The organism is Streptomyces sp. NPDC054757 (genome assembly GCF_053612185.1).
In genome coordinates this window covers 272635-296251 of sequence record NZ_JBSHBW010000005.1, presented here as the reverse complement: position 1 = coordinate 296251, position 23617 = coordinate 272635, and the positions used below count along the sequence as shown (strand labels likewise).

24 protein-coding genes are annotated in these 23617 nt (G+C 69.9%); 10 read left to right on the top strand and 14 right to left on the bottom strand.

Annotation, left to right across the window (positions count from 1 at the left end):
* Window positions 1–42 precede the first annotated feature (42 nt).
* From ACWGKJ_RS10070 to ACWGKJ_RS10045, 6 genes are all read right to left on the bottom strand, one after another.
* Window positions 43–1419: a benzoate/H(+) symporter BenE family transporter gene (locus ACWGKJ_RS10070; protein ID WP_385022667.1), complete on the bottom strand. Its 1377-nt coding sequence runs from the start codon at window positions 1417–1419 to the stop codon at window positions 43–45.
* Entirely contained in the window at window positions 1416–2618 is a 1203-nt protein-coding gene (locus ACWGKJ_RS10065; protein WP_385022670.1) for a trans-sulfuration enzyme family protein, read from the bottom strand. Before ACWGKJ_RS10065 ends, ACWGKJ_RS10070 begins: the two co-directional genes overlap by 4 nt.
* Window positions 2615–4594, bottom strand: a complete 1980-nt coding sequence (locus ACWGKJ_RS10060; protein ID WP_385022673.1) for an FAD/NAD(P)-binding protein — start codon at window positions 4592–4594, stop codon at window positions 2615–2617. The genes ACWGKJ_RS10065 and ACWGKJ_RS10060 overlap by 4 nt, the downstream gene beginning before the upstream one ends.
* Window positions 4588–5589, bottom strand: coding sequence for a 2,3-diaminopropionate biosynthesis protein SbnB (sbnB, locus tag ACWGKJ_RS10055; protein ID WP_385022676.1), 1002 nt, complete (start codon window positions 5587–5589; stop codon window positions 4588–4590). The genes ACWGKJ_RS10060 and sbnB overlap by 7 nt, the downstream gene beginning before the upstream one ends.
* 13 nt (window positions 5590–5602) lie before the next feature.
* Complete coding sequence (sbnA, locus tag ACWGKJ_RS10050; RefSeq protein WP_385022679.1) at window positions 5603–6577, bottom strand: 2,3-diaminopropionate biosynthesis protein SbnA; 975 nt, start codon at window positions 6575–6577, stop codon at window positions 5603–5605.
* A 438-nt stretch (window positions 6578–7015) separates the two neighbouring features.
* Complete coding sequence (locus tag ACWGKJ_RS10045) at window positions 7016–7930, bottom strand: SLATT domain-containing protein (protein ID WP_385022682.1); 915 nt, start codon at window positions 7928–7930, stop codon at window positions 7016–7018.
* Window positions 7931–8351: 421 nt separating this feature from the next.
* Between ACWGKJ_RS10045 and ACWGKJ_RS10040 the strand changes: the two genes are divergently transcribed.
* The 3 genes from ACWGKJ_RS10040 (at window position 8352) to ACWGKJ_RS10030 (ending at window position 10083) form a co-directional block, all read left to right on the top strand.
* Window positions 8352–8687, top strand: a complete 336-nt coding sequence (locus ACWGKJ_RS10040; protein WP_385022685.1) for a YbaB/EbfC family nucleoid-associated protein — start codon at window positions 8352–8354, stop codon at window positions 8685–8687.
* 147 nt (window positions 8688–8834) lie between these two features.
* On the top strand, window positions 8835–9434 hold the full coding sequence (recR, locus tag ACWGKJ_RS10035) for a recombination mediator RecR (protein ID WP_385022688.1): 600 nt from the start codon (window positions 8835–8837) through the stop codon (window positions 9432–9434).
* The gene (locus ACWGKJ_RS10030; RefSeq protein ID WP_385022691.1) at window positions 9427–10083 is read left to right on the top strand and encodes a DUF5063 domain-containing protein; all 657 of its coding nucleotides are present in this window, start codon (window positions 9427–9429) and stop codon (window positions 10081–10083) included. Before recR ends, ACWGKJ_RS10030 begins: the two co-directional genes overlap by 8 nt.
* A 172-nt stretch (window positions 10084–10255) precedes the next feature.
* Here ACWGKJ_RS10030 and ACWGKJ_RS10025 read toward each other — a convergent pair whose 3' ends face one another.
* Complete coding sequence (locus tag ACWGKJ_RS10025) at window positions 10256–10654, bottom strand: winged helix-turn-helix transcriptional regulator (RefSeq protein ID WP_385022694.1); 399 nt, start codon at window positions 10652–10654, stop codon at window positions 10256–10258.
* 182 nt (window positions 10655–10836) lie between these two features.
* On the opposite strand from ACWGKJ_RS10025, the gene ACWGKJ_RS10020 reads away from it, so the two are divergent.
* The 5 genes from ACWGKJ_RS10020 (at window position 10837) to ACWGKJ_RS10000 (ending at window position 16767) form a co-directional block, all read left to right on the top strand.
* Window positions 10837–11565 (top strand): alpha/beta hydrolase, encoded by a 729-nt coding sequence (locus ACWGKJ_RS10020; RefSeq protein WP_385022697.1) that lies wholly within the window; start codon window positions 10837–10839, stop codon window positions 11563–11565.
* A gap of 694 nt (window positions 11566–12259) precedes the next feature.
* Window positions 12260–13396 carry a DUF1996 domain-containing protein gene (locus ACWGKJ_RS10015; RefSeq protein WP_385022700.1) on the top strand — a complete coding sequence of 379 codons (1137 nt, stop codon included), beginning with the start codon at window positions 12260–12262 and terminating at the stop codon, window positions 13394–13396.
* 117 nt (window positions 13397–13513) lie between these two features.
* Window positions 13514–15271: a discoidin domain-containing protein gene (locus ACWGKJ_RS10010; RefSeq protein WP_385022703.1), complete on the top strand. Its 1758-nt coding sequence runs from the start codon at window positions 13514–13516 to the stop codon at window positions 15269–15271.
* A 16-nt stretch (window positions 15272–15287) separates the two neighbouring features.
* A complete protein-coding gene (locus ACWGKJ_RS10005; protein ID WP_385022706.1) occupies window positions 15288–15740 on the top strand; it encodes a DoxX family protein in 453 nt (150 codons plus the stop codon).
* 169 nt (window positions 15741–15909) lie between these two features.
* The gene (locus ACWGKJ_RS10000) at window positions 15910–16767 is read left to right on the top strand and encodes a hypothetical protein (protein ID WP_385022709.1); all 858 of its coding nucleotides are present in this window, start codon (window positions 15910–15912) and stop codon (window positions 16765–16767) included.
* Here ACWGKJ_RS10000 and ACWGKJ_RS09995 read toward each other — a convergent pair.
* The 4 genes from ACWGKJ_RS09995 to ACWGKJ_RS09980 form a co-directional block, all read right to left on the bottom strand.
* Entirely contained in the window at window positions 16755–17615 is an 861-nt protein-coding gene (locus tag ACWGKJ_RS09995) for an aldo/keto reductase (RefSeq protein ID WP_385022712.1), read from the bottom strand. The genes ACWGKJ_RS10000 and ACWGKJ_RS09995 overlap by 13 nt on opposite strands.
* Window positions 17549–18760, bottom strand: a complete 1212-nt coding sequence (locus ACWGKJ_RS09990) for a JmjC domain-containing protein (protein ID WP_385022715.1) — start codon at window positions 18758–18760, stop codon at window positions 17549–17551. Before ACWGKJ_RS09990 ends, ACWGKJ_RS09995 begins: the two co-directional genes overlap by 67 nt.
* Before the next feature lie 82 nt (window positions 18761–18842).
* On the bottom strand, window positions 18843–19004 hold the full coding sequence (locus ACWGKJ_RS09985) for a hypothetical protein (RefSeq protein ID WP_385022718.1): 162 nt from the start codon (window positions 19002–19004) through the stop codon (window positions 18843–18845).
* Between the two features lie 152 nt (window positions 19005–19156).
* Window positions 19157–19576 carry an HAD family hydrolase gene (locus ACWGKJ_RS09980; RefSeq protein WP_385022720.1) on the bottom strand — a complete coding sequence of 140 codons (420 nt, stop codon included), beginning with the start codon at window positions 19574–19576 and terminating at the stop codon, window positions 19157–19159.
* Window positions 19577–19673: 97 nt separating this feature from the next.
* On the opposite strand from ACWGKJ_RS09980, the gene ACWGKJ_RS09975 reads away from it, so the two are divergent.
* Together ACWGKJ_RS09975 and ACWGKJ_RS09970 are read left to right on the top strand one after the other, a co-directional pair.
* The gene (locus ACWGKJ_RS09975; RefSeq protein ID WP_385022724.1) at window positions 19674–20447 is read left to right on the top strand and encodes an XRE family transcriptional regulator; all 774 of its coding nucleotides are present in this window, start codon (window positions 19674–19676) and stop codon (window positions 20445–20447) included.
* Window positions 20434–20901, top strand: coding sequence for an NUDIX hydrolase (locus tag ACWGKJ_RS09970; RefSeq protein ID WP_385022727.1), 468 nt, complete (start codon window positions 20434–20436; stop codon window positions 20899–20901). Before ACWGKJ_RS09975 ends, ACWGKJ_RS09970 begins: the two co-directional genes overlap by 14 nt.
* On the opposite strand, the gene ACWGKJ_RS09965 is transcribed toward ACWGKJ_RS09970, so the two are convergent.
* The 3 genes from ACWGKJ_RS09965 to ACWGKJ_RS09955 all read right to left on the bottom strand — a co-directional run.
* A complete protein-coding gene (locus ACWGKJ_RS09965) occupies window positions 20889–21455 on the bottom strand; it encodes an HD domain-containing protein (protein WP_385022730.1) in 567 nt (188 codons plus the stop codon). The two genes, ACWGKJ_RS09970 and ACWGKJ_RS09965, sit on opposite strands and share 13 nt — an antisense overlap.
* Before the next feature lie 132 nt (window positions 21456–21587).
* Complete coding sequence (locus ACWGKJ_RS09960) at window positions 21588–22646, bottom strand: LacI family DNA-binding transcriptional regulator (protein ID WP_385022733.1); 1059 nt, start codon at window positions 22644–22646, stop codon at window positions 21588–21590.
* Window positions 22647–22940: 294 nt separating this feature from the next.
* Window positions 22941–23617: hypothetical protein (locus ACWGKJ_RS09955; RefSeq protein WP_453315703.1), on the bottom strand; the 677-nt coding region annotated here is incomplete at its 5' end.

The following is a 23617-nucleotide window of genomic DNA, read 5'->3' as shown; positions in this document are numbered from 1 at the left end:
TCCGTCCGGCAGCCGACGCCGGACGGAGCTCCACCGCACCGCTCATGCGGCGGCCACCGCCACCTTCCGGCGGTAGGTCAGTACGAGGTGGGTGGCGACCCCGAAGAGGAGCCCCCAGAACGCCGATCCGATGCCGAAGAGGGTGAGCCCGGAGGCCGTGGCGAGGAAGGTGATCAGCGCCGCCTCGCGGTCCTTCTCCTCCTTCACCGCACCCGTGAGACTGCCCGCCAGCGCCCCGAGGAGCGCCACCCCGGCGATCGCCGCCACCAGCTCCTTCGGCAGCCCGGCGAACAAGGCCACGAGCGCGGAGCCGAACACGCCGATGATCAGGTAGAACGCCCCGCAGGACACCCCCGCCACATACCGGCGCCGCGGATCGCGGTGCGCCTCGGGGCCGGTGCAGATCGCGGCGGTGATCGCGGCCAGATTGACCGCGTGCGAACCGAACGGGGCCAGCACGGTCGAGACGATCCCGGTCGAGCCGATCAGCAGCCGGTCCTTCGGCTCGTACCCGGAGGCGCTGAGCACCGCCATGCCCGGCGCGTTCTGCGAGGCGAGCGTCGCCAGGGTCAGCGGTACCGCGATCCCGATGAGCGAGGCGAGCGAGAAGTGCGGCGAGGTGAAGACCGGGTGCGCCAGCTCCAGCCCGCCGAGGTGGACATGGAGCCGCGCACCGGCCGCACTGGCGGCCACCCCCGCCACCAGCGCCACCAGGACCGCGTAACGCGGCAGCCACCGCTTGGCGAGCAGATAGCCGACCAGCACCGAACCTGCGATGTACGGCGCGGACTTGAGCGAGGTGAAGACCCCGGTGCCGAACGAGAAGAGGATGCCCGCGAGCATCGCGGAGACCACCGCGCCCGGGATCTGCCGCATCAGCCAGCCGAACACGCCGGTCAGCCCGACGAGCGCGATGACCACACCGCTGACCAGGAACGCCCCGATGGCCTCCGGATACGCGTACGAACCGAGGCTGGTGACCAGCAGCGCCGCGCCCGGTGTGGACCAGGCCGTGATCACCGGCATCCTGGTCCACAGGCTCAGCCCGATACAGGTCACACCGGAGCCGATCGAGATCGCCCAGACCCAGGAGCTGGTCTGTGCGGCGCTCAGATGGCCGTTGGACGCCGCGGAGAGCACGATGACCAGCGGTCCCGAGTACGACACGACGACCGCCACGAAGCCGGCCAGCACCGCGGAGACCGAGGCGTCGCGGAACAGCCCGCCGAACAGTCCGGCCGGCCGCGGAGTACCCGGAGTACCTGGATCGCCCGGAGTACCCGGAGTACCCGGGTCCGCCCCGGCCGGAGAAGGTGCGCTCTCCGGTGGTGCCGGGCCCTCGGGCGGTGCCGGGCTCTCCGGTGGCGTGGGGTCCGCCGGAGGGGCGTCGTCGCGTGGGGTGGGGGTGGGGTGGCTCAATGGTCTTCCTTCGCGGCCCGTTCCAGGGCCTGTTCGAGGTCGGCGATGAGGTCCGCCGGATTCTCCAGGCCGATGGACAGCCGCAGCATGTCCTTCGGCGATGAGCTGTCCGGCCCTTCGAAGGTGTAACGGTGCTCGATCAGGCTCTCCACCCCACCCAGGGAAGTGGCGCGGATGAAGAGTTCGCAGTACTCCGCCACACGCAGCGAGGTCTGCCACTCTCCCGCCACGTGCAGGGACAGCATGCCGCTGAACCCTCCGGTCATCTGGCGGGCCGCGATCTCGTGACCCGGGTCCGACGGCAGGCCCGGGTAGGCGACCTTCCTGATCAGCGGGTGGGCGGCGAAGTGCTCGGCGACGGTCATCGCCGTGGCGGAGATCTGGCGCATGCGGGGGAAGAGCGTACGCATCCCGCGCATCAGCAGATATGTCTCAAGGGGGCCCAGGATCGGCCCGGTCAGCCTGCGGTGCAGCCGCAGCCGCTCCCACACCGACGCACGCGCCTCGGTGTGTTCCGGCGCCAGCACGAGCAGCCCCGCCACCACATCGGTGTGTCCGTTGAGGTACTTGGTGCCCGAGTGCATGACCAGGTCGGCGCCCAGCTCGAAGGGGCGTGCGTGGACGGGCGTCGGCACGGTGTTGTCCACGCCGAACAGGGCCCCGGCCCGGTGGGCGATCTCGGCCACCGCGGCGATGTCGGTCACCGTCCAGGTCGGGTTGGCGGGCGATTCGGCCCAGACCAGAGCGGTGTCATCGGCCTCGACCGCCGCGGCCACGGCCGCCAGGTCGTCCATGGGCACCTGGACCACCCGCAGACCGCGCTGACCGCCGAACTCCAGCAGCCACTTGGTCAGCCCGAAGTACATGGTCCGCGGCACCACGACCCGGGCACCGGCCGGCAGCACCTGGAAGACGGCGGTGGCCGCTGCCATGCCGGACGAGAAGACCAGTGCGTCGGATCCTCCTTCGAGCCCGGCCACGATCCCCTCGGCCTGCTCGTAGGCGGGGGTGCCCTGATCACGCAGATAGGCCAGACCGGCCGGGGTGCGGTACTCGCCGTCCCGCGCATAGGTGGCGCCGAGCGAGATCGCGGGCGGTATCGCACCGGTGGTCGGGCTGCGCCAGCCGTCGCCCTGCGCCGCGTGGGTGTCGGGCCGGTAGGTGCGGGTCCAGGGCGTGTACTTCTCGCTGTTGCTCAACGGGTCCTCCTGATGAGTGAGGGCAGTGCGGTGCTCAGGGCGAGTTCCGCGTCCATGAGGGCCCGGGACGGTGCGCCGGGCGAAGGGACGTAGTGGTTGTAGTAGCTCGATCCCTCGGTGTGGGGGCCGAGGAAGAACAGCCGCTGCTGCGGGGCGCCCGAGCGGTCGATGCCCTGGCCCCGGCGGTTGACGTCGAGGCCGGAGAGCGGTGCGGCGGTACGGACGCGGCCCGCGGCGGCGAGCCTGCCGAGCAGCGAACCGCGCACCCGGTCGGGGGCGGGCTCGTCCAGATGTGCGTGGACGACATGGTCCACGTCGACGGAGACGGGCCGGTCCAGAGCGCTGGATTCGAGGCGCCAGGGCCCCTGGCCCGAGGGGGCCACCACCTTCGGCGCCGGGCCGGGACCGATCCGGACCACCCCGGCGGCGACCAGCGAGAGCAGCTCGGCCGAGCGCTCCAGCTGCGGGCCGATGACCAGCCGGTTGACGGTCGGCGCGAACGTACCGAAGAAGTACTCCAGGGAGTCGCGGTCGAGCCCCGGCGGGTCGACGGCGGCGCGCAGTACGTCGCGGTGGTCGCGCAGGACTTCGAGGGCTTCCTTCAGCGGGCTCACCCCCAGCCCGGCCCGGGCCTCGGCCAGATCCTCGGCGACGCACTCGGTGAACCACCGCTCGTACGAACGGTGTTCGGCCCAGCGGCGTTCGGATCCCGGTCCGGCCGATTCCGGCCGTGCCGGGTCCAGCGCCGCCGACAGGACCGCCGCCACCGGGTTCGGGCCGAAGCGGTCCCTCAACTCCGCCAGCAGGGCCTCAGGGCCGACCGCTTCCGCCCGGTCCGCCAACTCCGCTCCGGCCCGTACGGCATCGCCCGTCTCCCGGGCCAGCAGCGTCCGGTAGTAGGCGAGTTCCATCTCCGCCACCACCAGGGGAAGGACATCACGGCTGAAGCCGAGCCGGCCCCCGTCCGGCAGAGGATCCCGTACGCCCTCCCGTACGGGCTCCCGTACAGCGGCCGTACGCAGCTGGGCCAGCCGCTGTTCGGTCAGGGCCAGCGGTGCGGGGCGCACCCGGCCCGGGTTGAGGCGGGGGCGGCTGCGCGACGGTGTCCCTGAGCGGTTGGCGAGGACGATCAGCGGTTCGCGCCCGCCGGGCACGTACCGCAGTCCGTCCCCGTCCTTCACATGCTGTCCGCCGCGCCCGATGGTGAGCGTGGTGATGACGTCCATCGCGGTCAGCCCGGTGCCGAGGACCGCGACACGACCGCCCGCCGGGATGCCGTCCAGCGCGGACGGCAGGGGATAGGGGCGGGTGACGAGCCCCCGCTCCCGCACGGGTTCGGCGGGCAGATAGAGCGCGTGGTGCCCCACGGTGACGAACACGGCGTCGGCCGCGAACCGGGTCCCGTCGGCCAGGACGACCGTCTCCGCACCCCTGCTCCCGTCGGCAGAAGGGGAGTCGGCAGGCCGGATGTCGACGGCCGTCGTGCGGTGCCGGACCAGCGTGAGGCAGGCGGGGGCCGCGCCGAGTATCTCCTCGGCCGCCCAGGTCAGGTACTCGCTCAGCAGTCTGCGCGGCAGGAAGTCGTTCGGCCGGATGTCCCGGCCCGCGCCCGGCCGAACGGTGAACCCGTCGTCCGCGACCCGTAACTCCCGCTCCCCGCACCAGTCGAGGAGCGAAGGCCCGGAGAGCGGCACGGGGCCGTCCACCATGTGCGCGTCGGGGAAGACCGACAGCTGGGAGCAGACGGTGTTGAGCAGCAGATGGTCGGGCTGGCCCGGCGTGTGGAATCCGGCTCCGGGGGAGCGCGGGTCCACGAGATGGACGGTGACCGGGAACGGCTCGGTCAGGCAGTGCGCGACCAGCCGCTCAAGCACGCCCAGGCCGCGCGGCCCGGCACCGATGACCGCGACGGTCGCGGCGCCGGCCGCACCGGTGTCCACCGGCTGTGCTGTCGGCTGCGCTATCGGTTTCACCACCGGCTCGTCTCCCCGAAGAAGTCGGGGATCTCGATCGCCGTACCGGCCCGGTGGGCTTCGTTCCGTACGAAGGCGCCCACCGCGAGGTCGAGTACGCCCAGGCCGAACGGCGAGAAGATCACGGGCCGGTCCTGGGTGAGCGTCACCTCGCCCGAGAGCACCCCGGCCAGCGTGCCGTTCACGAACTCCCTTGACCCGGAGAGCTGTTCGGCGAGGTGGGGCGAGGTGTTCGCCTTGAGGCAGTGCTCGACGTCGTCCAGCACATTGTCCGCGGCCAGGACCACATCGGGCGCGAGGTCGCGCAGCGAGATGTTGAGCACGAGCTGACCTGGCTTGAACGGGGTGCTGACGTACGGTTCGAGCGCCGTCGTGGCGAACACCACCGTGTCGGCCTCAAGGGCGGAGTGCAGATCGGCGGTGAACTCCGCCGGGCGGTCCTGTGTGGTGCGGATGTGGCCGGCCAGCGCCTGTCCTGACGCTTCGTCAAGATCGTGGACGAGGTAGGAGTCGGGCACGCATCCGGCGGCGTGCAGGTAGTCGCAGATGTTGCGGGCGATGACACCGCCGCCGACGACGGCGATCCGGGTCCCGGAGAAGCCGCCCGGCCGCAGCGCGCCGGCCGCGACGGCGGCGGACGCGGCCGTACGGGCGGAGCTGATGCTCGCGGCTTCGAGACAGGCCACCGGGTATCCGGTCTCGTAGTCGTTCAGGACGAGCACGGCGGATGCGCGCGGGATGCCCATCCGGGTGTTGCGCGGGAAGCTGGCGATCCACTTGATGCCCGCGAGCTGTACGTCGTCGCCCAGGTAGGCGGGCAGCGCGATGATGCGGGAATCCGGCTTGTCCGGGAAACGCAGGAAGTAGCTGTCCGGGTTGACGGATTCACCGGCCGCATGGGTCCGGTAGGCGGACGCCACAATGCGGAGTACGGCAGCACGTTCCTCGCTCAGAATGGAGCGTACGGTCGTGCCGGAGATGATTTCGAAGGTGTGCATTTTTCTCCCCCACTCAGGCGTGAGCCCCTGAGATTTCTTTTCCCACGGTTTCGGGCCAGTGCTCCGAAACCCATGCGTCGTTGTAGACGGTTTCCACATAGCGGTCCCCGCAGTCGGGGGAGACCGCCACGACAACGCTGCCCGCGGGCAGGTTCTTCGCCTCCTGCTGCACGGCCGAGAGCACCGTTCCGCTCGATCCCCCGAGCAGCAGTCCGCGCTCCCTCGCCAGCATCCGGCACATGCGTACGGCGTCCGCCTCGGCGATGTGGACGACGTCGTCCACGGCGGCCGGGTCGAAGATCTCCGGGCGTCTGCTCGTGCCGAGGCCCGGTATGCGGCGCTGCGCAGCGGGCCCGCCGAAGGTCACCGAGCCCACGGTGTCGACCCCGGTGATGCGGGTCGCGGGGCTGTGCCTGCGGAAGTACCGCGCGCATCCCATCAAGGTCCCGGTGGTCCCGGCCCCGACGAAGAGGCGGTCGGCGTGGCCGACGGTGTCGAGGATCGCCCGCCCGGTGCGGTCGTGGTGGGCCTGCGGCCCGGCCGGATTGGCGTACTGGTTCAGCCAGTGCAGATCCGGATCGCGGCGCAGCCGCTCGCCGATGTAGTCGATGCGGGACTGCAGATAGCCCCCGTTGGAATCCCGGACGCCGATGACGACGACCTCGGCGCCGAACGCCTTCATGAGCTGCCGGGACTGACGGTTCGCGTTGACGTCCGTCACGCACGTCAGGGCGTACCCCTTCGCCGCGCACACCATGGCCAGTGCGACGCCGAGATTTCCGGACGTCGATTCGATCAGCCGGGTACGCGGAAAACTGCGCCCGGAATTCTCGGCGTCGGCGACGAGTGCGACCGCTGTCTTGAGTTTGACCGAGCCTGCCGGATTGAGCCCTTCGAGCTTCAGATAAAGAGAACTGCCCGGAACCAGCTGGTCGAGCCGGATGAAAACGTCGTCCAGTACGAGATCGTAAACTTCTTCCGCTATCACCAGAAATCCAAACCCTTATATGGGCAGGGCGCGGCACAGAAAGTGCCACAGTGGGCATGCCCATGGCTTTGACCGGTCGGTGCGCGGGTCAGGCGCACACTACGCAGAAGGACTTTCCCCCGTCCCCCATGTGCCGTGAACCCCCGGAACCCCCGTTCGCGATACGGCACTTCTATTCTGCCACGGTAACAGGGTGGGGTGGTGATCTTTCCGCTGGGAGGAGGAAGTTGAACCCTGGAATTCTTTATATGGCGGACTCTTGAATTCCGTATCCGTTGACCGGAATGCTGGCCGAAATTCGTACATCGTTTCCGGGCGGCTCCGGCGCACACCGGCCGGGCCGGGGGCCGGTGCGGGCTCCGTGCGGGTGCGGTACGGGGAGGTGTGAAGCGGTGCCGGACCGGTACGGATCCGGCCAGGCCCGGAGCCTCCCGGGCGCTACCGCGGGGGCGGCTCCGGCGGGCGCTGGCGCGGCATGTTCGGGCGCACGCCCATCGCCGACACGGTGCGGCCCACAGGTGTCGGCTCGCCGCCGGTACGGGTCTCGGCGGAACCGCGTACCGAGACGGGCACCGCGCCCCCCGACCGGAACTCGATCATCCACTTCGCCGTCTCGCCCCGTACGAGATCCGTCATGTCGTCCGAGAACCTGCGCAGCACGCCCAGACAGCGCTCGGTCGCCTCGCTCGCCGTGCCCTCCGCCGGGCCGAGCACCTCGCGGACGCCCTCCGACGCCCAGTCGAACTGGAGCACCTGGAGCCGCCGCTGCACCGCCTGCGCGGTCGCCACATCGCGCATCCAGCCCGCGGTCAGCCCGAACCAGCGGTCGCCCGCCGCGCACGCCACCCCGGCCAGCAGCGCCGGATACCCCCACTCGGCCGCGCCGTGCAATCCGGCCGCCAGGTCGAGCAGCGGCAGCAGCGCCCCCACGAGCGCACCCCCGGCGGCCCCCGCGCGCAGTGCCCTCGCCCCCCGGCGCTTCCAGGTCCGGTCGGTCAGATACCAGCCCGCGGTGCGCAGGGCGGTCGCCTCCACCCACCGGTAGAGCTCGTCCAGACGCTCGACGGGCTGGGCCCAGTCGCCGGCCGGAAACGGTTCGCCGGTCAGGTCTGCGCCCGGCCCCGCGGGGGTGTCGCGGCCCGGGTCCCGGTCCGGCTGCGGGCCGCCGTCCGTGTCCGTATCCGTGTCCGTGTCCCTGCCCGCGCAGGTGTCCGGGCCGGCCACGGGGCCGGGCCGCGCCCCCGGATCCGCCCCCGGTGCGGAGGCCCCCGCGCCCGCCCGGGGGCCCGTACCGGGACCGCCCCCGGGCCGTACGGCGTTCTCCTCGGGCTGCGGCGTCTCCGGCTGGCCCACCAGGCTTCTCCCCTCCGTCACTTACGGTGCGCGCGCCTACCGGGCCGCGCCGGACGCTGCTGATGCGAGTGCCCTTCATACCGCCGGGTGCCTTCATACCGCCGAATGGTGGGCGCCGGTGCCGTTATGCCAGGGTTTACGACGGTAGGCGGGCTGTGAACAGGTCGGGGAGCCGTCGGGCCCTCACCCGAAAGAGTTGGTCCGCACGGTGGAGGGCGGGGCGCCCGGGGACCACGTAGGCTCGTTTTACCGGCTTGTGGACCCCGGAGACACGCGGAGCCCTCAGCCGGAGCGCCGCCGCCACGTGGCGGCACACAGAACGACCCAGAGCGACCCGGAACAGCACAGAAAAACGCAGCACAGAGCAGCACAGAGCAGCACAGCACAGTCGGAATGTCGTCGAACAGCCTCGGAGTGACCCGTGATTCCCGGTGGTGGCCAGCCCAATATGCAGCAGCTGCTTCAGCAGGCCCAGAAGATGCAGCAGGATCTCGCCGAGGCCCAGGAGGAACTGGCCAGGACCGAGGTCGACGGTCAGTCGGGCGGCGGTCTGGTCAAGGCCACCGTCACCGGCTCCGGTGAGCTGCGCAGCCTGGTGATCGATCCCAAGGCCGTCGATCCCGAGGACACGGAGACCCTCGCGGACCTGATCGTCGCCGCGGTGCACGCCGCGAACGAGAACGCCTCGGCGCTCCAGCAGCAGAAGCTCGGCCCGCTCGCCCAGGGGCTCGGCGGAATGCCCGGCCTGGGGATCTGAGGCACAGGGGGCGCGGGGGGCGTGTGAGGCCGGGGTTTTCGCACATCCGGCCTCAGCGGCTTCAGAAGGTCTTCACGCTCCCGAGGTTCTAAGGAAACCTCACACCAACTACCGTACGTTGCACAGCAGAACGAAAGAGGCGCTCCGTTGTACGAAGGCGTGGTCCAGGACCTCATCGACGAGTTGGGCAGGCTGCCCGGCGTCGGTCCCAAGAGCGCGCAGCGGATCGCCTTCCACATCCTCCAGGCCGAGCCCACCGATGTGCGCAGGCTCGCGCACTCGCTGCTCGAAGTGAAGGACAAGGTCCGGTTCTGCGCGGTGTGCGGCAATGTCGCGCAGGCCGAGCTGTGCGGGATCTGCCAGGACACCCGCCGGGACCAGACGGTGATCTGTGTCGTCGAGGAGCCGAAGGACGTCGTGGCGGTGGAGCGCACCCGTGAGTTCCGCGGGCGTTACCACGTACTCGGCGGCGCCATCAGCCCGATCGAGGGCGTCGGTCCCGACGATCTGCGGATCCGGGAACTGCTGGCCAGGCTCGCGGACGGCGCCGTCACGGAGCTCATCCTGGCGACCGACCCGAATCTGGAGGGCGAGGCCACGGCGACGTATCTCGCCCGGATGATCAAACCCATGGGTTTGAAGGTCACACGGCTGGCGAGTGGTCTTCCGGTAGGGGGAGACCTGGAATACGCGGACGAGGTCACGCTCGGTCGTGCCTTTGAGGGGAGACGACTGCTCGATGTCTGACGCAACGCTGAACAAGGTCACGGAAGATCCGAACGACTTCGACGTCCAGATCGCCGACCAGGTCGAGTCCTTCATCGTCGCCGTCACCGAGGTGGCCAAGGGCGACGAGCCCGACAGCGCGGTGCCCTTCCTGCTCCTTGAGATCTCCCAGCTCCTCCTCGCCGGCGGGCGCCTGGGCGCCCACGAGGACATCCTCCCGGCCGACCGGTACGAGCCGGACCTCGGCCCGGAGCCCGACGTCGACGACCTGCGGGAGCGGTTCGCGCGGCTGCTGGAGCCGATCGACGTGTACTCCGAGGTGTTCGACCCGTACGAGCCGCGCAAGGCCCCCGTCGCCTGCCGCATCAGCGACGACCTCGCGGACATCGTCACCGACCTCCGCCACGGGATGGCGCACTACCGCGCGGGCCGGACCACCGAGGCGATGTGGTGGTGGCAGTTCTCGTACTTCACCAACTGGGGCTCCTCCGCGTCGGGCGCACTCCGCGCGCTCCAGTCGCTGGTCGCCCACGTCCGTCTCGACCAGCCGCTCCCGGCTCTCGACGGTCTGGACACGGACCAGGACCTGGGCGAGGAAGCGCTGGCCGAGGAGGCGGGCCGGGTGATGGCCGAGGAGATCGGCGGCCCGCTGGGGCTCCCCTCGGCGTGAGTGCCGGGTTCTTCTCGGCGTGAGTGCGGGGCTTTCCTCGGCGTGAGTGCCGGAACCCTCCGGCGTGAGTTCCGGGGCTGCCCCGGGGTGGGTCCCGGGGTGGGTCCCGGGGTGGCCGGCTTCCCTCGGTGTGCGTACGTGCGTACGGAGTGGTGATCGGCCCGCCCTCCCGCTACGGGGCCGCCGGGCGATCCGTGCGGCCGTCGTAGGCGGCGCGGGCGTCGTCGATCCGGGCGAGGTGCGCGACGCTCCATTCGAGCAGAGGCGCGGTGGCCTCGCGCAGGGTGATGCCCATCTCGGTGAGCTCATAGCTGACATGCGGCGGCATCACGTTGTGGACGGTACGCGTCAGGATGCCGTCCCGCTCCAGGCTGCGCAGCGTCACGGTGAGCATGCGCTGGCTGATTCCGTCGATGGCCTTCTTGAGCTCGGTGAAACGGCGCGGTCCGTCTTTGAGATGGCGCACGACCAGGAGCGACCACTTGTCTCCGACGATGCCGAGCACCACCCGGGTCCGGCACGCGTCGCCGGGCTGCGCCGCCGGCTGCGGTCCGTCCGGTACCGCGTCCATGGTTACCTCCAGAGAACCGGGGCACCGAAAAGTGCCTTATTGCCTGTGCTGCGCCGTGTGCACCAGCATGATTTGAGTACTCGAAGAGTACCGAGGCACGAAAGGTAACCGCCCAGAGCCGCGAAGCGGCGCCGGAGCGTGATCGTGCCGTTCCGTCTCTGCGAAGGAAGACTGGTTCACTCATGTCCACATTCCTGCTGGTACACGGTGCTTGGCACAGCGGACGCTGCTGGGAGCGGGTGGTGCCGCTGCTGGAAGGCGCCGGGCACCGGGTGTTCGCGCCCTCCCTGACCGGCTACGGCGACCGGGCCCACCTGCTCGGCCCTGAGGTGGGGCTCGATACGCACGTCGACGACGTGGCCGGGCTGATCGCCGACGAGGATCTCGACGATGTCGTACTCGTCGGTCACAGCTACGCGGGGATGGTGATCTCCGGCGCGGCCAACCGGATGCCCGAGCGCATCGGGCACCTGGTCTACCTCGACGCGATGGTCCCGGATGACGGCGAGTCCGCAGCCGATGTCCAGCCCGTGACCCGGCAGTTGATCGAGCTGGCCGGGAAGTCCGGGGACGGCTGGCGGGTGCCACCGATGCCCGAGCAGCCCGCGCCCTTCGGTCTGTTCGGGGTCACGGACCCGGCGGACGTCGCCTGGCTGCGCGGGATGCTCTCGGACCAGCCGGTGCGCTGTCTGCAGCAGCCGGTGCGGCTGGACAACCCGGCGGTGAACGCGATCCCGCGCACGCACATCCACAATGTCGGCGCCATGCCGACGGGCGTGACCCGCCGTCCCGTCGCACCGGTCCAGCCCAACGGCACCGCCGCGCAGGTCTGGGAGCTGCCGACCGGCCACGACTGCATGATCACCATGCCGGTCGAACTCAGCGAACTGCTCCTCGGGCTCGCCCGGTGATTCTCAGGCCGCCCCGGCCCGGTGGCCCGGTCCGGACCGGTGACCCAACCCGGCCGGTGCCCCGGCCCGGAGGCGCGTGAGCGGGAACGCCCCCGGGTGCGCCGCGCGTCCTGCCTGCCGCCCACCCTGCCTCGTGCGTCTCGCGTCCTGCCTGCCTTGTGCGCCTCGCGTTCCGCGCGCCCCTCGTGCGCCTCGCGTTCCGCGCGCAGCCGTGCGTACCTCGCGTCCTGCGCGCCCCGTACATCCCGTGCGCGTCCTACGCGCCCCGCAAATCCCGTGCGCGTCCTGAGGCTGCCGCGTACTTCGCGTACTTCGCGCACCCCGTCGTTCCGCCGTACCGGCGCCCGCGCACCCGCCCCGCCCCGGTCGCGCCCGCTGCACACACCCCGCCCGTCCGGTCCGTTCCCTCGCCCGCGCAAAAAAGAGGGCGGTTCCGGGTGGGCGGGGCTGTCCCGGCCGCTGTGTTCACCCGGCGGCCCCAACCGGCCCCTGACGTCGGACGCGCTGCCTTCACCCGCTGAACGCCCCTGCGCCGGAGCGGCAGTTCGGGGTGTCCGGGCTGTCGCGCCGGTGGTTCACGAGCTCTTGACACGGTCTTGTCAGGGCCGCAACACTCCGAACCGGGAGAGCGCTCTCCCGGCTCTCTCCGGCTCCCCGCCCCCGCATTCCCCCACTGACGCAGGAGGAGGTCTCCATGCCACGGAGGTCGAGAACCCTCACAGGACTGTTGCTGTCCACCGCCCTGGCCCTCACCACGGCCGGTATCGGCGGTGTGGTGATGACGGCCGACGCATCGGCGGACGCACCGGCCGCCGCCACCGCCACCGCGCACACCACCACCGCCGCACACCGCACGACCGCCACTGCCATGGCCGGTATGGCCGGTATTGCCGGGATGGGGGTGTCCACGAAGGCGTCCGGCGACGACCCGGACGGCGACGGCTACATCATGGCCGACCCGCCGGTGACGGGCGTGACCCCGTCGACGTACGACCCGCCGCACCGGTACTTCCACGAGTTCCAGGCCAAGTGCGCCCCGAACCACACGGCGCCCGACGACCCGATCGTCTTCCCCGGCCAGCCCGGGAAGTCCCACGACCACACCTTCATGGGCAACACCGGAACCGACGCCAACACCACCACGGCCTCGCTCGACCAGGGCGGCACCACCTGCCTGGCGCCCGGTGACAAGTCGGCCTACTGGATGCCCAGTCTGTACAACGGGGACGAGAAGATCCTCCCCATCGGCCCGCAGACCATCTACTACAAGTCCGGCGTCACCGACTACACCAGCGTGCGCCCCTTCCCCAAGGGGCTGCGGTTCGTCGTGGGCAACCCCATGCAGAGCCTGGACGACTTCAAGAACCTGAAGGGCACGGTCGAGGGCTGGGAGTGCGGTACGCAATACCACAACTTCGACTTCCCGGTCTTCTGCCCGACCAGCCAGGACACCCAGCTCAACATCCGTCTCCAGGCGCCCAGTTGCTGGGACGGCATCCATCTCGACACCCCCGACCACCAGAGCCACATGGCGTACCCGGTGGCGTCCGGCAACAACCAGAACACCTGCCCGGCCGACCATCCGGTGGCCCTGCCGATGATCGAGTTCAAGATGGCGTGGCCCGTCAACGGCGACATGTCGAACGTACGGCTGGCCAGCGGTACCGGGCACTCGTTCCACTACGACTTCTTCAACGGGTGGGACGCGGCGACGCTCCAGGCCCTGGTCACGCACTGCGTCAACGGCGGCCTCCAGTGCGACGCGCGCGGCTACGACGAGACCAACCCGTCCGCGGGCGCCGCGCTCAACGACGACTACGAACTGCCGTAGCCACGCAGCCACGCAGCCAGGCAGCCACGTAGCCGCGCAGCCCCGTACTCCCGTAGCCCCACGAACCAACCACAGGACGAACCAGAACCAGCCGGACAGAAGCAGAAGGAGAGCGACATGCACCAACCCCCCACCCGTACGGCGAAACGCGCCCTGGCGCCGTTCGCCGCGGCGGCGCTGCTCGCTGGTGCGCTGCTCGCCGTGCAGGCGCCTGTGGCCCACGCCGCCGGCAGTGTCGTCAAGGTGACCGGTTCGCAGGGCGACTGGGCGCTGACCGTCGACGGTGCCCCGTACACGGTCAAAGGGCTGACCTGGGGCCCCTCGGTCGACGACGCGGCCAAGGACATGCCGGACGTGGCGTCGATGGGCGTCAACACGATCCGCACCTGGGGCACGGACGCGACGAGCAAGCCGCTCTTCGACGCGGCGGCGGCCAACGGTGTCAAGGTGATCGCCGGATTCTGGCTCCAGCCCGGCGGCGGCCCCGGCAGCGGCGGCTGCGTCAACTACCTCACCGACACCACGTACAAGAACGACATGCTCGCCGAGTTCCCCAAGTGGGTCGACACCTACAAGGACAACCCCGGCGTACTGATGTGGAACGTCGGCAACGAATCGACGCTCGGCCTCCAGAACTGCTACAGCGGCGACGAACTGGAGGCACAGCGCAACGCCTACACCTCCTTCGTGAACGACATCGCGAAGAAGATCCACCAGGTGGACCCCAACCACCCGGTCACCTCGACAGACGCGTGGACCGGCGCCTGGCCGTACTACAAGAGGAACGCGCCCGATCTGGACCTGTACGCGGTCAACGCCTACAACGCGGTCTGCAACGTCAAGTCGGACTGGGAGCAGGGCGGTTACGACAAGCCGTACATCGTCACCGAGACCGGACCGGCGGGCGAGTGGGAGGTCCCGGACGACGCGAACGGCGTCCCCGACGAGCCGACCGACGTCCAGAAGGCCGACGGCTACACCAAGGCGTGGGGCTGCGTCACCGCCCACAAGGGGGTCGCGCTGGGCGCCACAATGTTCCACTACGGCACCGAGGACGACTTCGGCGGTGTCTGGTTCAACCTGCTGCCGGGCGGCCAGAAGCGGCTGTCGTACTACGCGGTGAAGAAGGCGTACGGAGGTGACACCTCGGGCGACAACACCCCGCCGGTGATCTCGGACATGACCGTCGACAACGCCACGACCGGCGTGCCGGCCGGCGGCCGGGTCAGGGTCGGGGCGAGGATCGCCGACCCGGACGGCGACCGGACCACCACGCAGCTCTACTTCAGCAGCAACTACATCGACCAGAACAAGGCCCTGATGGCGGCCGACACCACGGACAACGGCGACGGCACGTTCTCCGCGAAGGTCCCTGACAAGGTCGGTGTCTACAAGGTCTATGTGAAGTCCACGGACGGCCACGGCAACGTCGGCATCGAGACGAAGTCGCTGAAGGTCGTGCCGCCGAAGGTCGACGGGACGAACGTGGCCCAGGGCAAGACGGCCACCGCCTCGTCCTTCCAGACCGATCCGACCGGCGGCTGCCCGTGCGGCGCGGCCAACGCGGTGGACGGCAGCTTCGACACCCGCTGGGCGAGCGACTGGAGCGATCCGCAGTGGCTCCAGGTCGACCTGGGCGCCTCCACCACCTTCACCCACATCCAGCTGGCCTGGGACCCGGCGTACGCGAAGGGGTACGAGATCCAGACCTCCGACGACGGCACCAACTGGGCCACGGTCACGTCCGTGACGGACGGCAACGGCAACATCGACGACCTCGATGTGCACGGCACGGGGCGGTACGTCCGGATGCTGGGGACGGCACGCGGCTCCGGATACGGCTACTCGCTCTACGAGTTCGGCGTCTACCGCTGAGAGGAGCACCGACCTCATGCTGGACACACACATCGGCCGGGCCCAGCCGTACACGCTCAGCCTGTTCCGTATCGTCGTCGGGCTGCTCTTCACCTGCCACGGAGTCGCCTCGCTCTTCGGCCTCCTCGGCGGCCACGCACTCCCGGCGGGTGCTTGGCCCGGCTGGTACGCCGCCGTGATCCAACTGGCCGCGGGCGCACTGGTGCTGGTCGGTCTCGGCACCCGTACGGCAGCGCTGCTGGGGTCGGGGTCCATGGCGTTCGCCTACTTCGACATCCATCAGCACCGGGGTCTGCTGCCGATCGAGAACGGCGGTGAGGCCGCTGTCTTCTTCTGCTGGACGCTGCTGCTGATCGCCTTCTCGGGCCCCGGTGCGCTGGCCGTCGACCGGCTGATCACCGACCGCCGCGCGGCCCGTGCGGCCGGGCGGTCCGGCGGCGACCGGCGACGCCTGGCGATGCCCGCCTGAGTCCCCGAAGGACGCCGCACCCGGGCCCCACCCGCTCCACCCGGCCCCCCCACACCACGACGCCGGCCCACCGGACCTGACTCCGGGGGGCCGGCGCCGTGCTGTGGGGGTGCCGCGACTCGCATGGTCCCATTTCTTGCTAGCGTCGTTGAGTCGCAATGGAGGTCCGGTGCCGTTTTCCCTGTCCGCAACACCCCAGGTGGACCTGCGGGTTGAGCCGGTGAGCAGCGTGCTCGCTCAGGTTGAGCACGCCTTCCAAACCCGGTTGGCCCCGGAGACCCTGGTACGTAAACGGCGCTCGCTCGGTGCGCGGACCGACCGTGACACGTGGGTGCGGATCGAACGTCGCCGTTTCGACAGGATCGGTGATCAGGGCTGGAACGGAACTGAGTGTGCTGCCCTGCTGGAAGGGGTGGCCAGGCCCGAGTGGCATCGGGGCGTTGCTTGGCGCGAGCCTGAAGGCGCCGCGATGTGGCGGGCCGACGAGACCGACCTTCTGCCGGGCGAGCCGGTCGGCAGCAGCGTACTGGCTGCCGATCCTCAGTTGCCGGACGCATGGTGGCAGGCGCTGAACGCGTCGTTGGACGCGCTGGCCGTCCAGCACACGAGGCGCGTGGCCACCCCGGACACCGTCACGATCACCCAGAGCGGCGTTGCTGAGGCGATCCAGCGGTTCCTTACGGTCGGCATCGACACGGCATTGAACGAGTGGCGTCCGGCGCACGCGGACCTCAACTGGGCGAACATGACGGGACCGCGGTTCTGCCTGTTCGACTGGGAGGACTGGGGCATGGCCCCCCGGGGACTGGACGCGGCGTCTCTGTGGGGGAACTCCCTAGCCGTCCCGGCGCTGGCCGGGCGAGTCCGCCACGAGCGGCGCCACGACCTGGAGAGCCGGGACGGCCGACTGATGACCTTGTTCGTCTGCGCGAAGATCCTTGCCCCGGATGCCCACCCCGAGGACCCACGCCTCGAACCTGCGCGCGACATGGCGGCACGGGTCGCAGACAGCCTTCAGAGGGGCTGACGGTCCGCCCGTTGGCGGAGGAGTTGGCGGTATGTACGGATGCTCCCGGTGTCGGCCTCGTACCGCAGGGCATCGACCAGGTCCCGCAGATGGGAGGGGGCATCGGTGCCGACGGCGACCCTTCCCACCCACGGTAGCCAGTACGCGGCGCGGAACGCGGCCTGGACGGCCGAGACGCCGGCATCCGGGTTCTGGATGAACACCCGTGGGTCGAGCTTGCGCCACAGCGGGTCCGTGGCGTTGCCGCCGAACGGGCTCATCCCCCAGAGCTGCTCGCTGTCGAGGTCCCACCGTGCTGCCAGGGTTTCGGAGGCTTCCAGGACGTCGAGCCCGGTGAGGAGGCCGCCGCGGACCATGAGTACGTCGGGTCTGGGCAGGGTCTTGTCCGCGAGTGCCGGCAGTGGTCGGGGGTCCCAGGAGGAGATGCCCCAGGCTCCGCACAGCCCCTCTGCCGCAGCAGATGCCAGGGCAGCGCATGCCATGCGCAGTGTGTCCTGCGCAGCCTCCGGCGAGTCGGTGAGTGAGCGCTCGGGATTGTGCAGGAACACCAGGTCCGGTGCGCGTCCCAGGTCGCGGTTCGTCTGCTCCATGGCTTGCCGGAGCCGACCTGGGTCGAGGGAGTGCTCGGCGTGTCCGGCAGTCGGGAAGAAGCCGACCTTGGTTGAGATCGCGAATCGGCGAAGGAGATCGCTTCCGATATCCGCCAGGGCTACGTGGGCCGAGAACCCCCGGTAGTTGAAGCTGGTGTCGATTGCGTCGATCCCCAGTTCCAGTGCGCTGGTCAGGATCCGGCGCTCGTCACGAGAGCGCTGTAGCCCGAGAACAATTCGGGGGTCAGACTGGCGCACAGCTCCTCCTCCACCAGGATCTTCGCCAACGTCTCCACCTCGGCGCCCACCGAGCGGGCGGCTTCGCCCAGCTGGACGGGGTGGCCGCTCAAGAGCAAACGGAGCCCTGGCAGAGCTTTGACTGTGAACGTGAGCTTCTTGCCCGCTGCCACCACGACGACCGTGTCTCCCTCCTCCGTGATCTGGGGCGGGAACTCACTCACACACGCCACCGCTTCCAGAGGACCGAAGATGTCCAGGAAGGGAACGTGCCTGCCGGGGGGAGCTTCCTGCTCGCGGCGCTTGAGGAACTCCGCTGGTTCACGTGCGTCGATGAGGCGGGAGGCGGCGGTGGCCAGCAGCATCTGCTGGGCCTGTTGCTCGTGGGGGCTGCCCCAGCGGTCGAGGTCGTGACGGAACAGCTCCTCCTGGCGTGACCAGTCGGCGAGCCAGGTCAGCCAGCTCACGGCGGTGCGCTTGGCGAAGCCGAAGGTCACATGGGTGCTGTGGCCGCCGCCCCGGCCCACGCGGGTGGCTGCGTGCCAGTAGCCGCGGGGGATGTGCATGACGTCGCCGGCCTTCATCGTGCCGGTCCACACGATCTCTTGGCTGGGAGTGTCGTTCCGCTCGGCGTCCCGGAACAGGGGCTCGGGCCGGGAGGCATTGCGTACCTCCCACTGCTTCTCGCCCGCCAACTGCACGATGAGGACATCGTGGTCGTCCCAGTGCAGGTCGAAGCCGGATGCGTCGTTCGTGGTCAGGTAGACATTCGCCTGCACATGCTCCCGGGACCACCACTGCATGGCCCGGCAGGCCGCTTCCATCGTGGGGTCGAAGACATTGGACTGGTCCAGGACCAGCGTCGCTCCCTCGCGCAGCAGGCCGCCCAGGCGGCTCATGTCCGCCATCGGTATCGCCTGCCCCCGGGGCGTGACCTGACGGTCGAGGTAGGCGTCGGGGTGCAGTTCCTCGCCACCCTTGAAGCACCGGAACTGGGGGTTGGCGATGCTCCGGCGCATGACCATGTCGAGCAGGCGCTGTGGTGTGAGCAGTCGTGTCACGACCTCGTGGTCGGTGATACTTCCCCGGGCGAACCCCTTACCCAGTGCGACTGGGCCATTCCACCTCAGCGCCTCTTCGACGGCCCGAACCAGTCGGTGCTCCATGGGCTGTTCCCTTCCTTACGGCGGGCTGTAGGTGAGAGGCGGAGAGGTCGCACGGACGGCCCCTCCGCCGGAGAGTCGACGGCTACGCCGCGTGGTTCAGCCCGTCACCTCCGGGCCAGGGACCGTCGCCCGAGCCGCCCTGTCCCGGGTCGGAGGCGTTGCTGTCGTGCCGGCCGTGGACGCTCGCGAGGACTTCCACGGCGATCAACAGACCCTCCTCGACGGAGGGTGTCTCATCTCCCACTGCGTGCTCCTTCCTGCGCCGATCTCCCACCGTTGTGGCGGAAAGCCTGTGGTGTGAGGAGGTCGGTCGCCTGGGGGAGATCTGATGCTGGCGGAACGGGCAGGGACCGCATCACCGCGTATGCGGACGCTCCGAGGACGTCCTGGGACGTTTCAGTGGGCCGCGAAGGTCTCCAAGATCCCGAGGACGCGTTCCGTGTCCGTCAGGTCCGGCAGCACGACCTGGGCGCCGGCAGCGGACAGCTCTTCGACGCTGTGGACGCCAGAGGCGACCGCGATGATCCCGGAACGTGTGGCGAGCGCGGCTTCAACATCGCGGGGGGTATCCCCCACAAGCACAACAGGCACGTCATCCGGCACGCCCCGAAGGCGCTGCGCCCGCTCACGGGCAACAGCGACCAATCCTGAACGTTGATGAGCGTCAGCCCCATAAGCGCCGACGGGAAGATCCAGCACCGGTTCGCTCGGGGCGGACCCGGCCAGTGCCGTAAAGGCGGCGGCGTAGATCTCCTTGCTCACTCCGGCGTTCTCGATGAGCGTGTGGTCGATGTCCCACAGGACGGTGAGCTCCATACGCCCAGCGTAAATTTCCTGATCGCACCTTCGGCCTTTGAAGAACGTCCCATAACTTCCTTGCCCGCTCCGAACGGCCTCCGCTTGTATGGCCGCTGTGAACGAGCGACTGCACTCCGTACTTGCCCAGCGGGGCGTATCACCAGAGTTGCTCGCCGAGGTCTGTGAGGTGGACCCCAAGACTGTCGGCAGGTGGCTCGGAGGCCGCGTACCCCATCCACGTCACCGCTTCCGTGTTGCCCAGCACTTGCGGGTGGAGGAACTGTTCCTCTGGCCGACTCCGGCGCCCGGTGCCGGGCAGCCCAACGCCGGGGCGGGCTTGGAGCTGATCGGGACCTACCAGAACCGCGCCAGCGTTCCCCGGGACATGTGGCTCTCGCTGCTGCAGGGGGCCCAGGAGCAGATCAGCGTCCTCGTCTTCTCCGGCACCTTCTTCGCGCAGTCCAACCCCCACGTCGCCAGGATGCTCGCCGCCCGCGCGGCAGACGGTGTTCACGTACGCCTCTGCTTCGGCGAATCGAACGGCCGGGCAGCGGCCGTCCGCGGCCGCGAGGAGGGCATCGGCGACACACTCGCCGCGAAGATCCGCGCCTCCCTGACCTACTACCGCCCCTTGATGTCCGAGACGGGCTGCGAGGTCAGGCTGCACGACACGACGCTCTACACCTCCCTGTTCCGCTATGACGACGACCTGCTGGTCAACCCGCACGTCTGGGGCCAGCCGGCCAGCGCGAACCCCCTGCTGCATCTCAAGAGAGCTGACGCCGCAGGGTGGTTCGGCCACTACGCTCAGAGTTTCGAAACTGTCTGGGCTACCGCGCGGCCCTGGACACCAGACCAGGACGGGGCCTCATCGCATGGGCAGGACTGAGTACTACAACGATCCCCGGGCCCCCAAGGCGAACACACTCATTCCCGCCAACAACCTGCTCGTGGTCGACGGCAACGGTGCCATCCTGCTCCAGCGCCGCCGCGACACCGGCCAGTGGGCCTTGCCGGGCGGCGCACAGGACATCGGTGAGACGGCAGCGCAGTGCGCGGTGCGCGAATGCCAGGAGGAGACCGGCATCATCGCCGAGATCACCGGGTTCCTGGGGGTCTACACGAACCCCCACCACATCGTGGCGTACAACGACGGCGAGATCCGCCAGCAGTACGAGAACACCTACATCGGCCGTCCAGTAGGAGGCGAGCCGACCGTCAACGACGAAGCGGATGCCGTCCGTTACGTCCAGCCGTCAGACCTGGACCAGTACGACATCCACCCCAGCATGCGCCAGCAGATCGGGGACTATCTCGCCGGTACCTACCCCTACCTGGGCTGAGCCGCCAGAGCCGCATCCACCCGGTGCACAGCAGCGTGGATGCCCGGGGACGCCCGACGGACGAATCGCCCCACCAGGCTGTCAGCGCCGTAACGGGTAGTGATCTCCGCCAGACGCGCCTCGACGGAGGTCTCCTCGCCGTCGGGCGTCGTCGTCATGTCGCAGTACACAAGGGCGTCCACCAGGCGCTGATCGTCGAGCAGAGGAAACTCCGCCTCCAGCGCGTCTCGCAGCCCGCGCTCCTCGGCCTCCAGCAAGGCCAGCGAGTGATTCGCCACCAGCCGGACCAGCCGGTCATCCGCAGTGTGGCTGTCACGAAGAAACCTGGCGCCATCCAGCGGATGAAACCCCGTCACGGCCAGCCGCGGGGCGTAACCCACGTCGTGCAGGACGGCCGCAGAGGCCAGCAGCTCCGCGTGGTCTCCCAGGACCCCGGCCACTTCGTCCGCGCGACGGGCGACCCCTTGCGAGTGCGCCCACCTGCGGGGAAGCACCCCGCTCAGCTCCGCATCGGCCACACTGCGTGCCCACTTCGCCATTGCTCCGCTGCTCATGGCCGAATACTTGCCCGCAGCCCTCGCCTGACACTCGGTCCTCCACCTGACAAGTACTGGGGCAGAGGCCCGCTCCGGTCGGGTCGAGGCCCGCGCCGGCCGGGCGGCCGCGCTTCAGCTCCCGGCGTACGGCTACGCCGACTCCCGTACCACCAGCTCCGGTTCGAAGACGACCGAGGTGACGGGGCGGTCCGGGTGTTCGATGCGTTCCTGCAGCAGCCGCGCCATCTCGGCCGCCATCCGCTCCACCGGCTGCCGCACCGTCGTCAGGGGCGGCCGGCAGGAGGCGGCCACCGAACTGTCGTCGAATCCCACCACGGCCACATCCTCGGGGACCCGCCTGCCGTGCTCCCGCAGTACCAGGCAGGCACCCTGCGCCATCAGGTCGTTGGCCGCGAACACCGCGTCCAGGTCAGGGTGTTCGTCCAGCAGCCGGGCCATCGCGTCCACCCCGCTGTGCAGGGTGAATCCGCCCTCGGCCACCGGTACGTCCCGGTGCCCGTGGCGCGCCATCGCCGCCCGGAACCCGGCCAGCCGCTCTTCGCCCGCGGTGATGTCCTGCGGCCCCGCGATGGTCACGGGGCGGCGGCAGCCACGGGCCAGCAGATGGGCGGCGGCCAGCTCCGCGCCGTCCCGGTGGGCGAGGTCCACGTAGCTGATGGGGACGGCACCGGCGGGCCGCGCGAACAGGACGGCGGGCAGTCCGGCCGCCGCGACCATGCCGGGCAGCGGGTCATCGGCATGGGTGGAGACGATGAGCGCACCGTCGGCGCTGCCCTGCCGCAGATAGCCGACGACCTGGTCACGGGCGTCGGGGGTCTCGGCGAACATCAGCACCGGATGCATGGAGCGCGGCCGGAGGTATCCGACCACCCCGGCGGCCACCCGGCCGAAGAACGGATCGGCGAACACCCGGGATGCGAAGGCGTTCTGCTCGGCCTCCGACGCGTCGCCCGCGCCGGACACGACCAGGGCGATGGTCTCGGCCCGTCGCGTCACCAGGGCCCGCGCGGCCCGGTTCGGTGTGTACCCGGTCGCGGCCACCGCGTCGCGTACGGCCTGCTGGATCGCGGGGTCGACATTGCGGATGCCGTTGACGACGCGCGACACGGTCGCACGGGAGACTCCCGCCGCGCGCGCCACGTCCTCCAGGGTGGGCATGGCGGCGGGCGCCTCGGACTCTCTGCTCATGGACGCACTGTAGTGGGAGAGGGGGGAGAGCGCTCTCCCTCTCTGTGTCACTACCTCATCGCAGGTCCTCTGCGGCGGTGCGACGTGCCGTCCATCGGGTGAATATCGGCCGGTCCTGAACTCATTGGGCCCAGGGCTTCACTCGGATGCCCCGGTCTCCGGTGGCGGGGTGTCAGATTCCTGCTGATGGTGAGGACGTCGCCTCTGCGAATCGATGTGCCGACGGAGTGTCAGCCTTCGCAGTCGTGGCGAAAGGACAACTCTCACATGCGCACTGCCCGTACCCTGCTCGCGTCAGCTGCTGTGACTGCCGCCCTTGCCTTTACCGCTCCTGCCGCATACGCCCTGACGACCACCGGCGCGCCCAGCTCGGACAGCGGCTCGTCCGCCAGCAGCGACCGCCACGACAACTCCGGCGACAGTGAGGGCGGCGGTCGCGGCGACCACGGCCATGACCACGGCCAGGGTGACCACGACCATGGCCGTGACCATGACCACGGTGACCACGACCACGGCCGTGACCACCACCGTCCGCAGGGCGGTATGCGTACGGGTGGTGGCGCTCTCGCCATGACTCCTGCGGTGACCACGGGCGACGACGGTGGTGACGCGTACGGTGACGACGGTCACGGGCAGGGCGACGACGACCACGGCCGTGACCATGACCACGGGCAGGGTGACCACGACCACGGGCGTGACCACGACCACGGTGACCACGACCACGGCCGTGACCACCACCGTCCGCACGGTGGTATGCACACCGGCGGTGGCGCTCTCGCCATGGTTCCTGCGGTGACCACGGGCGACGACGGTGGCGACGCGTATGGCGACGACGGTCACGGGCAGGGCGACGACGACCACGGCCGTGACCACGACCACGGGCAGGGTGACCACGACCACGGGCGTGACCACGACCACGGTGACCACGACCACGGCCGTGACCACCACCGTCCGCACGGCGGCATGCACAC

Bases quoted from the DNA above. Each gene is read 5' to 3' on its own strand.
- sbnB (WP_385022676.1), bottom strand. From the start codon at position 5,589: ATGCACACCTTCGAAATCATCTCCGGCACGACCGTACGCTCCATTCTG.
- ACWGKJ_RS10030 (WP_385022691.1), top strand. From the start codon at position 9,427: ATGTCTGACGCAACGCTGAACAAGGTCACGGAAGATCCGAACGACTTC.
- ACWGKJ_RS10025 (WP_385022694.1), bottom strand. From the start codon at position 10,654: ATGGACGCGGTACCGGACGGACCGCAGCCGGCGGCGCAGCCCGGCGAC.
- ACWGKJ_RS10020 (WP_385022697.1), top strand. From the start codon at position 10,837: ATGTCCACATTCCTGCTGGTACACGGTGCTTGGCACAGCGGACGCTGC.
- ACWGKJ_RS10015 (WP_385022700.1), top strand. From the start codon at position 12,260: ATGCCACGGAGGTCGAGAACCCTCACAGGACTGTTGCTGTCCACCGCC.
- ACWGKJ_RS10010 (WP_385022703.1), top strand. From the start codon at position 13,514: ATGCACCAACCCCCCACCCGTACGGCGAAACGCGCCCTGGCGCCGTTC.
- ACWGKJ_RS10005 (WP_385022706.1), top strand. From the start codon at position 15,288: ATGCTGGACACACACATCGGCCGGGCCCAGCCGTACACGCTCAGCCTG.
- ACWGKJ_RS09990 (WP_385022715.1), bottom strand. From the start codon at position 18,760: ATGGAGCACCGACTGGTTCGGGCCGTCGAAGAGGCGCTGAGGTGGAAT.
- ACWGKJ_RS09980 (WP_385022720.1), bottom strand. From the start codon at position 19,576: ATGGAGCTCACCGTCCTGTGGGACATCGACCACACGCTCATCGAGAAC.
- ACWGKJ_RS09970 (WP_385022727.1), top strand. From the start codon at position 20,434: ATGGGCAGGACTGAGTACTACAACGATCCCCGGGCCCCCAAGGCGAAC.
- ACWGKJ_RS09965 (WP_385022730.1), bottom strand. From the start codon at position 21,455: ATGAGCAGCGGAGCAATGGCGAAGTGGGCACGCAGTGTGGCCGATGCG.
- ACWGKJ_RS09960 (WP_385022733.1), bottom strand. From the start codon at position 22,646: ATGAGCAGAGAGTCCGAGGCGCCCGCCGCCATGCCCACCCTGGAGGAC.